Source organism: Paenibacillus sp. NPDC056579, assembly GCF_042793215.1.
In the GTDB taxonomy this organism is placed as follows: domain Bacteria; phylum Bacillota; class Bacilli; order Paenibacillales; family NBRC-103111; genus Paenibacillus_S.
Map to the genome: position 1 here is coordinate 180,270 of NZ_JBHTVD010000001.1, position 12,868 is coordinate 193,137.

17 protein-coding genes are annotated in these 12,868 nt (G+C 49.6%); 11 read left to right on the forward strand and 6 right to left on the reverse strand.

Annotated features, from left to right (window positions below; translation table 11 throughout):
* The first annotated feature begins 80 nt into the window (after positions 1 to 80).
* Both glgA and ACFQ88_RS00950 read left to right on the forward strand, forming a co-directional pair.
* Entirely contained in the window at positions 81 to 1,508 is a 1,428-nt protein-coding gene (gene glgA, locus ACFQ88_RS00945) for a glycogen synthase GlgA (RefSeq protein WP_379451329.1), read from the forward strand.
* Positions 1,509 to 1,619: 111 nt separating this feature from the next.
* Positions 1,620 to 2,456, forward strand: coding sequence for an HAD hydrolase family protein (locus ACFQ88_RS00950; RefSeq protein WP_379451330.1), 837 nt, complete (start codon positions 1,620 to 1,622; stop codon positions 2,454 to 2,456).
* Positions 2,457 to 2,505: 49 nt separating this feature from the next.
* On the opposite strand, the gene ACFQ88_RS00955 is transcribed toward ACFQ88_RS00950, so the two are convergent.
* Together ACFQ88_RS00955 and ACFQ88_RS00960 are read right to left on the reverse strand one after the other, a co-directional pair.
* The gene (locus tag ACFQ88_RS00955) at positions 2,506 to 2,730 is read right to left on the reverse strand and encodes a hypothetical protein (protein WP_239634465.1); all 225 of its coding nucleotides are present in this window, start codon (positions 2,728 to 2,730) and stop codon (positions 2,506 to 2,508) included.
* A gap of 115 nt (positions 2,731 to 2,845) precedes the next feature.
* On the reverse strand, positions 2,846 to 3,460 hold the full coding sequence (locus ACFQ88_RS00960) for a TetR/AcrR family transcriptional regulator (RefSeq protein WP_379451331.1): 615 nt from the start codon (positions 3,458 to 3,460) through the stop codon (positions 2,846 to 2,848).
* A gap of 229 nt (positions 3,461 to 3,689) precedes the next feature.
* Here ACFQ88_RS00960 and ACFQ88_RS00965 point away from each other — a divergent pair, with 229 nt between their 5' ends.
* Complete coding sequence (locus ACFQ88_RS00965; RefSeq protein WP_379451332.1) at positions 3,690 to 4,442, forward strand: SDR family NAD(P)-dependent oxidoreductase; 753 nt, start codon at positions 3,690 to 3,692, stop codon at positions 4,440 to 4,442.
* 114 nt (positions 4,443 to 4,556) lie between these two features.
* Here ACFQ88_RS00965 and ACFQ88_RS00970 read toward each other — a convergent pair whose 3' ends face one another.
* Entirely contained in the window at positions 4,557 to 6,056 is a 1,500-nt protein-coding gene (locus tag ACFQ88_RS00970; protein WP_379451333.1) for a sensor histidine kinase, read from the reverse strand.
* Positions 6,053 to 6,772, reverse strand: a complete 720-nt coding sequence (locus ACFQ88_RS00975; protein WP_379451334.1) for a response regulator transcription factor — start codon at positions 6,770 to 6,772, stop codon at positions 6,053 to 6,055. Before ACFQ88_RS00975 ends, ACFQ88_RS00970 begins: the two co-directional genes overlap by 4 nt.
* 154 nt (positions 6,773 to 6,926) lie before the next feature.
* Here ACFQ88_RS00975 and ACFQ88_RS00980 point away from each other — a divergent pair, with 154 nt between their 5' ends.
* Positions 6,927 to 7,250 (forward strand): hypothetical protein, encoded by a 324-nt coding sequence (locus ACFQ88_RS00980; RefSeq protein WP_379451335.1) that lies wholly within the window; start codon positions 6,927 to 6,929, stop codon positions 7,248 to 7,250.
* 237 nt (positions 7,251 to 7,487) lie between these two features.
* Here the strand turns inward: ACFQ88_RS00980 and ACFQ88_RS00985 are convergent, their stop codons facing one another.
* On the reverse strand, positions 7,488 to 8,096 hold the full coding sequence (locus ACFQ88_RS00985; RefSeq protein ID WP_379451336.1) for a nitroreductase family protein: 609 nt from the start codon (positions 8,094 to 8,096) through the stop codon (positions 7,488 to 7,490).
* A 486-nt stretch (positions 8,097 to 8,582) separates the two neighbouring features.
* Positions 8,583 to 8,831 (reverse strand): hypothetical protein, encoded by a 249-nt coding sequence (locus ACFQ88_RS00995; protein ID WP_239634472.1) that lies wholly within the window; start codon positions 8,829 to 8,831, stop codon positions 8,583 to 8,585.
* A 139-nt stretch (positions 8,832 to 8,970) separates the two neighbouring features.
* Here ACFQ88_RS00995 and ACFQ88_RS01000 point away from each other — a divergent pair, with 139 nt between their 5' ends.
* From ACFQ88_RS01000 to thyX, 7 genes are all read left to right on the forward strand, one after another.
* Positions 8,971 to 9,669 carry a PIG-L deacetylase family protein gene (locus ACFQ88_RS01000; protein ID WP_379451338.1) on the forward strand — a complete coding sequence of 233 codons (699 nt, stop codon included), beginning with the start codon at positions 8,971 to 8,973 and terminating at the stop codon, positions 9,667 to 9,669.
* A 29-nt stretch (positions 9,670 to 9,698) separates the two neighbouring features.
* The gene (locus ACFQ88_RS01005; RefSeq protein ID WP_379451339.1) at positions 9,699 to 9,869 is read left to right on the forward strand and encodes a hypothetical protein; all 171 of its coding nucleotides are present in this window, start codon (positions 9,699 to 9,701) and stop codon (positions 9,867 to 9,869) included.
* Between the two features lie 247 nt (positions 9,870 to 10,116).
* Positions 10,117 to 10,293 carry a hypothetical protein gene (locus ACFQ88_RS01010; RefSeq protein ID WP_239634475.1) on the forward strand — a complete coding sequence of 59 codons (177 nt, stop codon included), beginning with the start codon at positions 10,117 to 10,119 and terminating at the stop codon, positions 10,291 to 10,293.
* Positions 10,294 to 10,329: 36 nt separating this feature from the next.
* Positions 10,330 to 10,890 carry a GNAT family N-acetyltransferase gene (locus ACFQ88_RS01015; protein ID WP_239634476.1) on the forward strand — a complete coding sequence of 187 codons (561 nt, stop codon included), beginning with the start codon at positions 10,330 to 10,332 and terminating at the stop codon, positions 10,888 to 10,890.
* Positions 10,891 to 11,045: 155 nt separating this feature from the next.
* Complete coding sequence (locus ACFQ88_RS01020; RefSeq protein ID WP_379453520.1) at positions 11,046 to 11,492, forward strand: 8-oxo-dGTP diphosphatase; 447 nt, start codon at positions 11,046 to 11,048, stop codon at positions 11,490 to 11,492.
* Positions 11,493 to 11,527: 35 nt separating this feature from the next.
* Positions 11,528 to 12,079: a GNAT family N-acetyltransferase gene (locus tag ACFQ88_RS01025; protein WP_379451340.1), complete on the forward strand. Its 552-nt coding sequence runs from the start codon at positions 11,528 to 11,530 to the stop codon at positions 12,077 to 12,079.
* 34 nt (positions 12,080 to 12,113) lie between these two features.
* Complete coding sequence (thyX, locus tag ACFQ88_RS01030) at positions 12,114 to 12,833, forward strand: FAD-dependent thymidylate synthase (protein ID WP_379451341.1); 720 nt, start codon at positions 12,114 to 12,116, stop codon at positions 12,831 to 12,833.
* The last annotated feature ends 35 nt before the right edge of the window (positions 12,834 to 12,868 follow it).

A 12,868-nucleotide genomic window follows, 5' to 3' on the forward strand; every position in this document is an offset into this window, starting at 1 on the left:
GAAATAACTTCATGACCTGCTCCGTGATCAAAAGACTACTTTTTGAACAACCTCTAAAAATAAAGGAGTGGTAGGAAGCCATGAAAGTGTTATTTGCCGCATCGGAAGCCGTACCTTTTGCCAAGACCGGAGGCTTGGCGGACGTAATAGGTTCGCTGCCGAAGGAATTGGCCAAGCAAGGAATCGACGTCAGAGTCATACTCCCCAAGTATGAAGACATACCGGCAGCTTATACGCAAGCCATGGAGACCGTCGCCACGTTTACTTTAGAAATGGGCTGGAGGAAGCTGTACTGCGGGATTTTGAAGCTCGAGCACGAAGGCATTCCGTTTTATTTCATCGACAACGAATTTTACTTTCATCGCCGCGGCTGCTATGGCTACGGGGATGACGCCGAGCGATTCGCGTACTTTTGCCGTGCTGTCATGGATTCCATCCAGCACATCGATTTCATGCCGGACATCATTCACTGCCACGATTGGCAGGCGGGGATGATCCCGGTGCTGTACCGCGCTCATTTCAGTTATCAGCCGGAGTACGCGCATATGAAAACTATGATGACGGTCCATAACCTGAAATATCAAGGCGTCTTCGCCAAAGAACAGTTCAAGGATTTCTTTGCATTGGGTGACGAGCATTTCACCGGATATGCGCTGGAGCAGTATGGCGGTGGGAGCTTCATGAAGGGCGGCCTGCTTTATTCCGATGCTATTACGACGGTCAGCCCGACGTATGCGGAGGAGATCCAAACGCCGTTTTACGGCGAGTATTTGGACAGCCTGATGCGAAGCCAAAGCCAAAGGCTGCACGGGATCGTCAATGGCATCGACTACACGGAATTCGATCCAATGACCGACCCTCATCTGGAGGTGAATTATCGGGATTCCCTGGTGAAGAAGCAGCAAAACAAAGTGAAGCTGCAGGAGAAGCTCGGTCTCCCCGTCAACAAGGACATTCCGATGATAGCGCTCGTTACGAGATTGGTTGAACAGAAGGGGCTTGCTCTAATCGACCGGGTAATCTCCGAGCTGATGGCTCTTGACGCGCAGTGGGTCATCTTGGGGACAGGTGAGCACCGGTATGAGCAGTTGTTCCGTTGGGCGGCCGATCAATATCCGGACAAGCTGTCTGCGAATATTTTGTTCGACGAAGGCTTGGCGCGGCAAATCTATGCAAGCTCCGATTTGTTCCTTATGCCGTCCCAGTTTGAACCATGCGGCATCGGCCAGCTGATCGCCATGAGATATCGTTCCGTACCTATCGTGCGCGAAACAGGCGGTCTGAAGGATACGGTGCAGCCTTATAACGAATCGACAGGGGAAGGCACCGGCTTCAGCTTTGCCCACTATAATGCCCACGACATGCTGTACACGGTGGAGCGTGCCATTGCCACGTATCATGAAGAAGAAGCCTGGGGCAATCTGATGGCGAATCTGAAGAAAAAAGACTTCAGCTGGCGCAAGTCGGCCCAGCAGTATGCTTCCTTATACGAGCAGCTGATCAAGTAGTATAGGACTCTTTCGCCGAAATAACGGCAGAGCGAGAGAACAAAGCCAGTGTCTTTGTAGACGCTGGCTTTCTCCATCTTTCTCCATATCAAGAATAGAGGACGGTCGGTTATGAACAAGCATTATCTCGTTACGGACTTGGATGGAACACTGCTTCAACCGGATGCTTCTCTGTCTCCATTCGCAGTCGATGTAGTTAAGGAGGCACTTGGCAAAGGCATGATCATCAGCTACGCTACCGCGAGAAGCTATATCAGCTCAAACTCGGTGGCCGGCGCCATTCCTTGGAAGCACCCTTTGCTTCTATATAACGGTGCGCTTCTCTTTGACCCGTTGGAATGCCGTGTGCTGGACGGGGCTTTTTTGGATTCCGATATTACCAATGACTTGATCCGCTATGCCAAATCCGGCTATTTGTTATGCCCGTTACTTTTCGCGCTGGATGACATGGATAACGAAAAAGTGCTGCACGAGCCTTTCATACGAAGCGGGGAGCGGCAATTTGCCGCAAGCAGGCCGAACGACAAGAGGTTCCATGAATTAATGGAGCTTGCTTGTCCCGGTTCATACAGAACGCTCCTGCTTACTTTTATCGGAACCATCGATGAACTGCAGCCATTGGCAGACTGCATCCAAAGAGATTACGGTGAACGGGTTCATCTTCATTTGATGCCCGATGCCTATATCGAGAATCATTATTTTCTGGAGATTAGTCATCCCAACGCGAATAAAAGGGACGGGCTGCTCCTGTGGGCGAAGCATGTCGGCTGTAAGCCGGAGGACATTGTTGTGTTCGGGGATAATCTGAACGATATCGGCTTGTTCCAGGCAGCGGGAAAAAAGATCGCGGTGGCTAACGCCCAGCCTCAATTAAAGACGCTGGCCGATGAAGTGATAGCGGCAAATTCCGATGACGGGGTGGCGAGGTTCATCCAGGCGCTGCAGTAAAGGAAAAAGCCCGATTCGCATCGGGCCTTTCATGGAAGCCATTGATGGTCTAGGAATGGTCTCCCGCCAAATCATCATAATACATCGTTTCATTATTAAAAGACCGATTGATCGATAAGAATGTATGCAGCAGCTCAAAGAGCTCGGCTTGATCCAATTGAAGCGAAATTTTCTCATTATTCGCTGCATTTGTGGAAACATGAAGCAGAATGGATTTATGATCCTGATCGACCTGAATCTCCCATTGCTCCTTCTTTAATACGCTTTCCCACACGCGCAATCAACTCCCCTTCTCACTATAGGCTCATGCTTGTTCCTATTTGGACATGATATTCATTCTATGCAAGACGAGGATGAAATTATGTCTATTTTTTTGTGATGAGAAGAGTTTATTGAAACGGACTATTTAAGTAAGGGCCCTTGATGACAAGCTTCATCAGATTGGCAGCCATATACTTCGGCGAATAAGGCATATCCTGCTCCAGCCACCATATGATCACGCCAAGGAAGGCGGAGGCCGCATAGCGCACCGCCATTTCCTTCGGTACGGTAAGATGATACGCTTCCGACTCCGATTCCACCGCCGAGATGCCTTCGGAAGCAAAGTCGGACAGCACTTCAGTCATACGCGTCATAAAATGCGGGATTTTCTGTTCGGCCAGTATAACCTGATAGTACTTGGAATGCTGTTGGATGTGCTCGAACATGCGGGTAAAGGTCGGGTGCGGCTTGTCCTTGCGGAAGTCAACCCGTTCCGATTCCGTTTGGGAGCGGATGTTGTTGACCAGCTGCTGCAAAACTTCATCCATACCTTGCTGCAGCAAATCATGCTTGTCGCGATAATGCAAATAAAACGTCGCTCTGTTCAATGTAGCACGTTCTGCAATCTGTTGAACGGTAAGTTTATCGAAGCCGCGCTCCCGGATCAGATCGAGTAATGCATCCTGCAAGAGCTGATGTGTTCGGGTTATTCTTGGATCTTGCTTCGGTTTATGGGTAGACATAACGATTCTCCTTGTTTAAGTTTCCCGACATGATCGACATTATACGGTCATATGTCAAGTAGTCGACATCTGCAGAAAACGTGTTGGTTGTACATTTTGCGCTATCAGCTATAATAAATATATCGACACTATGTCGATTATACAACATGATGCAAAACCAAACCACACTTCTCTAAGGAATAGCGTCCGATCACCGGACCCAATTCAACTGCAGAAAGGATGAAGATATATGCCGCGTTTAGAAGGAAAAGTCGCTGTCATTACAGGTGCTGCTATGGGACAAGGAGCCGCTGAAGCCAGATTGTTTGCCCGGGAGGGGGCTAAAGTCGTTGCAACGGATTTGCAGCTGGAGAAGCTGGAGCAAGTCGTCGCAGAGATTCAAGCAGAGGGCGGTCAGGCCATCGCCGTTAAGCATAATGTGGCTTCCGAGGAAGATTGGAAGCATGTGATAGAGGAGGGCGTAAAAGCCTTCGGCAAAATCGATATTCTGATCAATAACGCCGGAATCAGCACGGACCAAACCTTGGATAACCTGACGATGGAAAATTGGAACAAAGTCATGGATATCAATTTGACCGGGGCCGTTCTGGGAATGAAGCTGGTAGTACCTGAAATGAGAAAAGCTGGCGGCGGTTCGATCGTGAACATTTCGTCTGTCGCAGGAATCGTGGCCATGAACCGTACGAACGGATATACAGCCTCCAAAGGAGCGCTGCGGGTTCTATCGAAATCAGCTGCAGCGGAGCTGGCCAAGGATTATATTCGTGTCAATTCCGTTCACCCTGGCGTAATCGAAACTCCTATGACCGTGAAGGAAATTGCCAACGAGCAGGTAAAAGGCTGGTTTCAAGCGGAAACCATGCTGCCTCGTCTCGGAACAGCGGACGATATCGCCTACGGTGTCCTATACTTGGCGTCTGACGAGGCCTCATTCGTTACCGGAGCGGAGCTTGTTATTGACGGAGGCTGGATCGCCAAGTAAACTCCGTAAAGCTGCTGGCAAGGTAAGCAGCAGAATGCAAGCCAGCTATAATAAAAAGGATAGAGTTCAGATACCTTCTGAGCTCTATCCTTTTTCATTTTGTGCTCATAAGAGTCAATGCAGCGGTACTGCCTGGCTGGCGGGAAAATGAAGCACGAACGCCGCACCGCCGTCTTTCTGATTGTAAGCGGAGATTTGTCCGCGGCAGCGCTCCACGATGGCTCGCGAGATGGCGAGACCGAGTCCGGTATCTCCGTTTTTCCCTTTCATAAACCGTTGAAACAGCTGCGGCAGCAGCTCCTCCGGAATTCCTTCTCCATCGTCGGCTATTTCAAGGCAAGTTCCTTTATCGTGATGCTGGGTAATTTGGATGCGGATCGTATCTTGAGCATATTTGGCCGCATTGCCGACAATATTGATAAGTGCTTGAAGCAGCTTTTCACGGTCCGCATCAATAAACAGCGGCTGAAGTGACGGAGCGGCATTCTTCACTTGAATGCTCAGTCCTTTTTGCATCAGGAGCGGATTCATGCGCTCGATCGTCTCCGTCACCAGCTCTTCGACCGGTACGGCTGCCGTCTGGAACAAGCCGTCCTCGCTTTCCAGCTTGGCCAGCAGGATCATTTCCGTAACGATTTTCTTCAGCCGGTCACATTCGTTGACGATAACATCTAGCCCTTTGTCCGCTTGTTCTCCGGTAAATATGCCGTCCCGAATTCCTTCGGCGTACCCCTGGATGGACATCAGAGGCGTCTTGAGCTCGTGGGAAGCGTTTTGAAAAAACTGCTTCTGCGTCCGCTGATGCTTATCCAGCTCGCCGGCAAGCTGAAATACCGTCTTTGCCACATCGCCGATTTCTCCGGGAGATTCCACGAGCCGAACGTCGGAGAACCACCGGTTCTCGACTTTTTTCAATTCGTTTCTAAGCATGATCAGAGGAGTGACGAGCTTCCGTGTAATGATCACGCTGAGAAGGTAGGCAAGCAGCCCGCCTGCGGATAACAAAATCATCATTCTTTTGAACAGCGCAATTTGCATGAGCTTGATTTTGCTGAGCGGTGACGTTAATACCAAGGTGGATGCCGGAACGGCGGATACGGCTGTTGCTGTTGCTGTTGTATTGTGCACCTGCAGCTTCTCTACGATGTATTGGTCGTCGGAGCCTTGCCAGACGTCGCCGCCCGTAGTCATATTTTTCTTTACGATATTGGCCCATTCCAACGATTGATCTTGAGGCAGCGTACTGAACGATACCTTTTGATCCGGTTCTACCAGCAACGCGTTTGTTTTGATATCCAGCTGGATAGCGGAGGGGATCAATTGAGCGGCAGATTCAGCAAGAGCAGGCTCAGGCTTGGTCGGCGCGGACTCGGTTTTGGGAACAACAGGGTCTGTTTCCGTCCAAGGCGTGCGAGTCGAGTAGGGCGTATTTAGAGCAACCGAGGGCTGCAGCTGAACAATCTGCATCAGCTGCGTTCCTTGCTCGCGCATTTCTTTTCGCTGGCCGTCAATTAACGTTTCCATCATCAGGGGGTAGATAACGGCTGCGGCCAGCGCTAGAATGCATACAAGCAAAATGGCGAAGGACAAATGGAGCCTGTACATCAGTTTCATTGTAATTCCTCCTCCTTCATTGTACGGAGACGGTAGCCGTATCCCCACACCGTTTCGATGGGAAGATCGCTCAGCTTGCGGCGCAGCCGCTTAACCAAATCGTCAATAGCCCTGTCGCTGCCGAAATAATCGTTCCCCCATACCAATGTGAGCAGCTCGTCCCGGGAAAAGGCGCGGTTCGGCTGTTCGGCCATCGTCTGGAGCAAGGTGAACTCCTTCACGGTCATCTCCGTTTCGCTGCCGCACCAGAACACTCTTCTTTCATCGAGAGACAGGCGCAGGTCTCCGATTTCAAGCTGCTGCTTTTTACCGATTTCCATCGTCGGCTTTGCAGCTATATCCTTGAAGCCGGCATAACGATGAAACAGGCGCTTGACCCGGGCGACCAACTCACGCGGGCTGAACGGCTTGGTAAGATAATCGTCGCTTCCAAGCTCCAAGCCCAATATTTTATCCACTTCTTCATCTTTCGCGGAGATCATGATAATCGGAACCTCGGCTATATTGCGAATTTGCCGGCAAAAGTCGTATCCATTCATGCCGGGCAGCATGATGTCCAAGATCCACATATCGGGCGTATCGGTATTCCATAAGTCCCATGCGGCTTCGGCGGAGCCTAGTCCGACGGTTCGATAGCCCTCCTTGCGCAAATAAGCTTCCACGATGTCTCTAATATTGGAATCGTCGTCCACGACGGCGATGAAATATTGACTCATAGCTATAGTCCTCCATGCGGTTTGTACTCGTTCATTGTAGCAGAAACAGGGATACAGATGGGCTTTTACACACTTTTTCCACACATGTTCCTAAGTTTTGCCGACAGCTGCTTCTACAATGAAAGAGAGAGCGGGCTACAGGGAGGATGATCGGTTGAATGCACGAGAAGAGAGGTCAGGGGCGCTGGCGCGGATACCCGGGATGATGAGCGTTCCTGTGTGTGGGATCCGGAAGACGGAGCAGGAGGTTAGCCTCTTGAGGCAATTCGAGGTATACGCTTACCGCGCAGCCTATTACTTGCTTCAGCAGGAGGAAGCGGCCTCGGCAGCCGCAGCGGACGCTTTGCTGCAATCGTTCCATGACGAAGCGTTTCGTAATGGCGATGAGCTAAGTCGGCAGCAAATCATCAAGAAGAGAGTCATTCGAAGCTGCTTGAATCACTTAAGAGAAGCACGGCGAGCAAGGATGGCGGAATGATCAGCGTAAACTAATCCCGCCCGCAAAGTGGGAGCATTGGCTTTGAAATCAATCAGATACTTGCGGGGAGTCCCTCTATATATGGAAAAAAGCCTGTTCCTACGCGGAACAGGCTTAACTGTATTGCGGGAAGCCGACAGTCATGGTTCTATCAACCTATTGTTCGGATGAGATATCTATTTTACACTCATTACATGGATGGATGCTGCTGGAAAAAACTCCGGCGCTGCCGGAAGATTAGAATCCGCCTTGAATAACGACTTCATTTAAAGGCTTACGCTGATTCGGAATTTCGCGCGCTTGCAGAGCTTCGGGAAGGTCTGCCGCATCTCCTTGATATCCAAGTGTGATTACAGCGTGAAGCTCGATATCGTCAGGTACGTTCAGCGAGGTACGAGCCTTGTTCCTGTCGAACCCTCCGATGGCATGAGTGGCCAAACCAAGCAGCTTGGCTTGCAGCGCCAAATAGCCCCATGCGGTACCGCTGTCGAAGGAGTGGGCACCGTTCGGATCCCCGTTGTCTCTCACTTTCTGCGAAGCAACCAGGATGAGGACAGGAGCCTTCTCAGCCCAAGACCGGTTGAACTCGCTCAGAAAATCGTGAAATACGCTTAATTGCTCTTCCGTTTGAGCCACGATAAATCGCCAAGGCTGATCATTGAAGGAAGAAGGTGCCCAATGAGCCGCTTCCAGTACCGTATACACGTCCTGCTCGGATACTTGCTTGGAAGAGTAGGAGCGAGGCGACCAGCGGTTCAAAAATAAAGGATTGATGGGGTATTCGGACTTTCGATGAGCTTGAACCTCTTCATTGACTTGATTTAGTACAGAAATTGCTTGACTCATGTATAAATACCACCTTTCCAATAGGAATTATTTGTAATATATCACACTTGAAAAACGTTAGCAACCTCATCATTTTCTTTCTCTATACTTTCGTTAATGAGCATTGGAGTCGAAAATGGATGAATTGACATAGTACGAGACGGCCAAGACATTTTGACATCATAATTTTACAATTATTTCACAAAAATCGGCATAATGATCATATTTTCTTCATAAAAATAATGATAATTGGAAGTAACGAGGAATTAAGGGGTGCGCCTAATGTACTACTGTATACTTTGTAAAGAGCTTCATCCGCTTTCCTATAAGGAACAGGAAATGATTTTCAAGAGCGGGTTTCATTATTACAGCTCAGATTTGTATCCGGCAGGCTTATGTAAGCTAGAACCTTATCCACAACCCAAGGAGCAGCCGGCAACGGCTTGAGGATTCCCCGGGCAAAAAAAATCCCTCCGTCAGAGGGATGTACGGACCAAGAACGCAGGATTAGAATATTCTGCGCCGGCTATCCAGTAACACAATAACCAGTAAATCGAACAAGACTAGAGGCAGAATAAAAGGGAAGAAAGACACGGTGGCTTTGTTCCGGCCGGTTTTGCGCTGCATCTGAATATATACTTTGTTCCGGTCTAATTTGACGATTTTTCCTTCGATTTTTTGTCCGTCAACGGTCGTAATGCGAACCTTTTTATTCATGTATCGTTTACATAACGCATAGTTTTGCTTGGCAAACATAATGACGCCTCCTTTCCGGTGGACATGTTATACTATATGCGATTCTAGCAATCTTCGTGCGGGCGGGCCGGTTATTCGCCGCTGCACTCTTATCTCCCGAGTGATCTATTGATATAATAGAAGGGAGGAGGAGATTGTGATGAGCCGAACGGCAGCATTTTTATTCGCCCACCCCGATGACGAAACGTTTCTGTGCGCCAGCTTGATCAGCCGGCTTCAACGGTCCGGCGACCGCGCTATTCTGCTTTTGGCAACGAGAGGCGATGCAGGGAAAAAGAATGGCGCAGTAAGCCATTTGTCCAACGAAGAGCTTGGTGCGCTGAGAGAACAGGAGATGGAGCGTGCCGCAGCCATCATCGGGCTTCAAGAGGTGACGCATCTGGGCTACCCGGACGGGAAGCTGAAGGAGGTCGATGAAACGTCGTTCGTAAACCGGGTTATCGACTATCTTAACGACTGTAAGCCGGATGTAGCGGTTACCTTTCCCGAGGATGGCGGCAACTTTCACCCGGACCATATGACGATTTCGAAAATCGTAACGGCCGCCGTATTGAGCGGACGATGTCCATCGGTACAAAAGCTGTATTATGTCGCTTCGGACACTTTATTGCAAAGCGGTCGTCTGCCGTCGGTTACTATCGATACCGAGCAGGATTGGCCTATGAAAGCCGAAGCATTGCGCGCTCATCAATCCCAGATTTATGCCATTGAAAGATATTTCGGGGATCTGCGGGAGCTGCCTGAGAACCGGAGGCTGGAGTCCTTTGTCCTGGCATGGGAACGCGGGGTATCGTATCCAAGTAAGGCGGAAGCGGGCCTTTTTGACGGTATCAACTAAGCTTTTTACAATGGGGGAGCGGATTTCATTTGACGAAGCAATATGCCATAGACATGGCCAAGAAGCTATTCAGAGAAACAGACAAAGCGTATTATGTCATTTGTTATCCCGATTCGAATGAATATGTTGTGATGGACGATGATGAGTTTCAGAGAAATGCCGTCGAATTAAACAAGTGGGTCATATTCCAGATTCACTAAGCGAAAGCTATAGGAGCTTGTTCACGGTACTATAACATACATATTGCAGCGGAAAGCGTATGCCTGGCTGCAAGGGCCGTATCCGCCTTCGCCCGCAAAAGAAAAGGTCTGCATACGTACAAATCCGAAAGAAAAGCCTAATGCTTCGGCATCAGGCTTTTTTTGTCAGGTGTTCAAGCCGGCGGATCCGTATGATAAGATGGAAATGGATCGGACATCCGCACAGAATACAAAGGAGTATCGCACGATGAAGAATTCCCCCTATTTGGTGGTAAGCATTATTAATCTGCTTGCTGCCGTTGCATTCGTCTTTGCCGGATGGATTTCCAGCTCGAATTTGGTGAAATACGGATTTATGATCGTGGCCGTACTGTTTCTGATCACATGCTTTTTGAATTATAAAAAGTACAAGAGCGGCAAATAAATAGCCTTTCTTCTATTTTAATGAGGTGATATGGCAATGATCCTGTTTCAAAGAGAGAGGCTGCAGGTTCGGCTTCTTCAAGAAGAGGATGCCGGCCTGCTCGTCAAATGGCTATCGGACCCCGAGGTCCTTGCTTTCTACGAAGGACGGGACCGTCCGCACGACCTGCCGATGGTGCTGGACAGCTTTTATACCGATGATGAAGAGGAAACGAGATGCATGATCGAATACGACGGTCAAGCGATCGGTTATATTCAGTTTTATTTGATTACGGAAGAAGAGCGAGTGGAATACGGATATGAGGATTTCGTAGACAGCGTCTACGGTATGGATCAATTTATCGGAGAAGTCCGGTTCTGGAATCAAGGCATCGGTACGCTGCTCGTGAAGTCGATGATAGATTACTTGCTGCATGAGCGCAACGCCGGGAAGATCGTCATGGATCCTCAAGTGAGCAATGGCAGGGCGTTAAGGGTATATGAAAAATGCGGCTTCCGGAAAAAGAAGCTGCTGCGGGAGCGCGAGCTTCATGAAGGAATATGGAAAGACTGCTGGCTTATCGAGTATGATTTGGCCCTGAATGAATCGCTAGAATAGATCTGGAAAAAGTCTAAAATAGAGAAAGAAAATATGGAAGGATTTCTTGTTTTCCTCCCGAATTCTCCATATACAATGGATCGGTGAGGGATCGAGAGGTTCCGGATATTGGAGGGAATGGCGTGTCTTCCGGTGTAACGTACAAGCTGTTGACGATGTGCATGATTCAGGATGGGGAGCAAGTGCTTCTTATTAACCGACCCGATACTAAAGGATTTCCAGGATACATTGCTCCGGGCGGAAAAGTCGATTTTCCGGAAAGTATAGTCGATGCGGCGATTCGTGAAGTAAAAGAAGAAACCGGTCTTCTGGTAACCGAGATCGTGTACAAAGGCTTGACTGAATTTTGCGATCCCGGCGATAATTTGCGGTATATGGTGTTCAATTACTTGGCTACCTCGTTTGAAGGGGAGCTGCTGCCCAATCCGCCGGAAGGCGAGCTGTTGTGGGTAAACAAGGACCAAGCGTTGGAATTGCCGATGCAGGACTGGTTTAAGGAGCGATTTCCGTTATTTTTCCGGGAGGGTACGTTCGAAAAGAGCTCCGTATGGGACTCCGGCACGGATACGACGTTGAAGGAGACCTTTAAGCTCTACCCGTAGCTTGGCTCCAATGGAAGGATGAAGGAGAGACACTTATGGACATAAGACCGCTGCAAAGCTACAGCCGGGAGGAGCGGGACCGGCTCGAGGGAACAGGCTACGAGTCCCCCAAGAAATACCGGGTTGCCAAAGAAGCGACGGAGCTGACAACGACGATCCGAGTTGAGCTTATCGATTTGGACGAGCCCTACCGGAAACAATGGGAGGCGGATCCCGACGAGCTGCTGTCGTATGACAAGATGATTCGTCAAGGCTGCTCGCTGGGCTGCTATGTTAACGACGAATTGGTTGGCGCAGCCATTGCCGAGCCTCAGCACTGGAATCATACCCTATGGCTGCATAACTTCCAAGTGTCCGATAAACATAGGCGAAGCGGCATCGGCACGGAGCTGATGAATCGTCTTGCGGACGTTGCAAGACAACACAAGTTTAGGGCGGTTGTGCTGGAAACACAGAATACGAACTTTCCGGCGATTCAATTTTATAAGCACTGCGGCTTTGAGCTGGAAGGAATCGATCTGTCCTTATACACCAACAGCGATATGGTTGATGGTGAAGTAGCCTTTTTTATGAAAAAGAAGCTGTAGCCGAGGTGCTCGGCGGTTATTAGGAGATGATATAATGACGTTTCGCCAAGTTTTGGACCAGGGCTACGTCAGGCTGGTAAATCATATGGGATCCGACTTGTCCGTAGTCAATGCCGCTCGCGTGTCATATGCCAAGGAGTCTTCGGCACTGAGCGATAGAGACATCCGGCTTATTGCCTTTTTGGCAAGGGAAAGTCACACGTCGCCGTTTCGCCATGTGATTCTGCAGTTCGAGATTTACGCTCCGCTGATGGTGGCGCGGCAATGGTGGAAGTATGTTATCGGCTCCGCACATATGGAAGGTACGGGGAACAGCCTGGAGGCGTGGAACGAATCGAGCCGCCGTTATATTACGGAAGAGCCGACCTTTTATATACCTCAAGCCGGGGAGTGGCGAAGCAAACCGGAGAACTCCAAGCAGGGCAGCGGAGAGGTACTGCCGGCTGAGAGCGGGGTTAAACTGACGGCGGATTTAAAGGAATATATCGAGCTGGGCATTCATAAATACGAGGAGGCTCTCTCTTCGGGGGTATGTGCCGAACAGGCCAGACTGTTCCTGCCTTCCTACGGCATGTATGTCCGCTGGTATTGGACAGCTTCGCTTCAAGCCGTATGCCATTTCCTGAATCAGCGGCTGGAGCACGACGCCCAGAAGGAGATCCAGGATTACGCCAAAGCGATACTGGAAATAAGCAGGCCGTTATTCCCTGTTTCGATGGACCAGCTGGTATCCCTGGCTTCGCCAAAAGAATAGGTTCCACTTTTAGGCAGCTGTGTTATAATGTAACT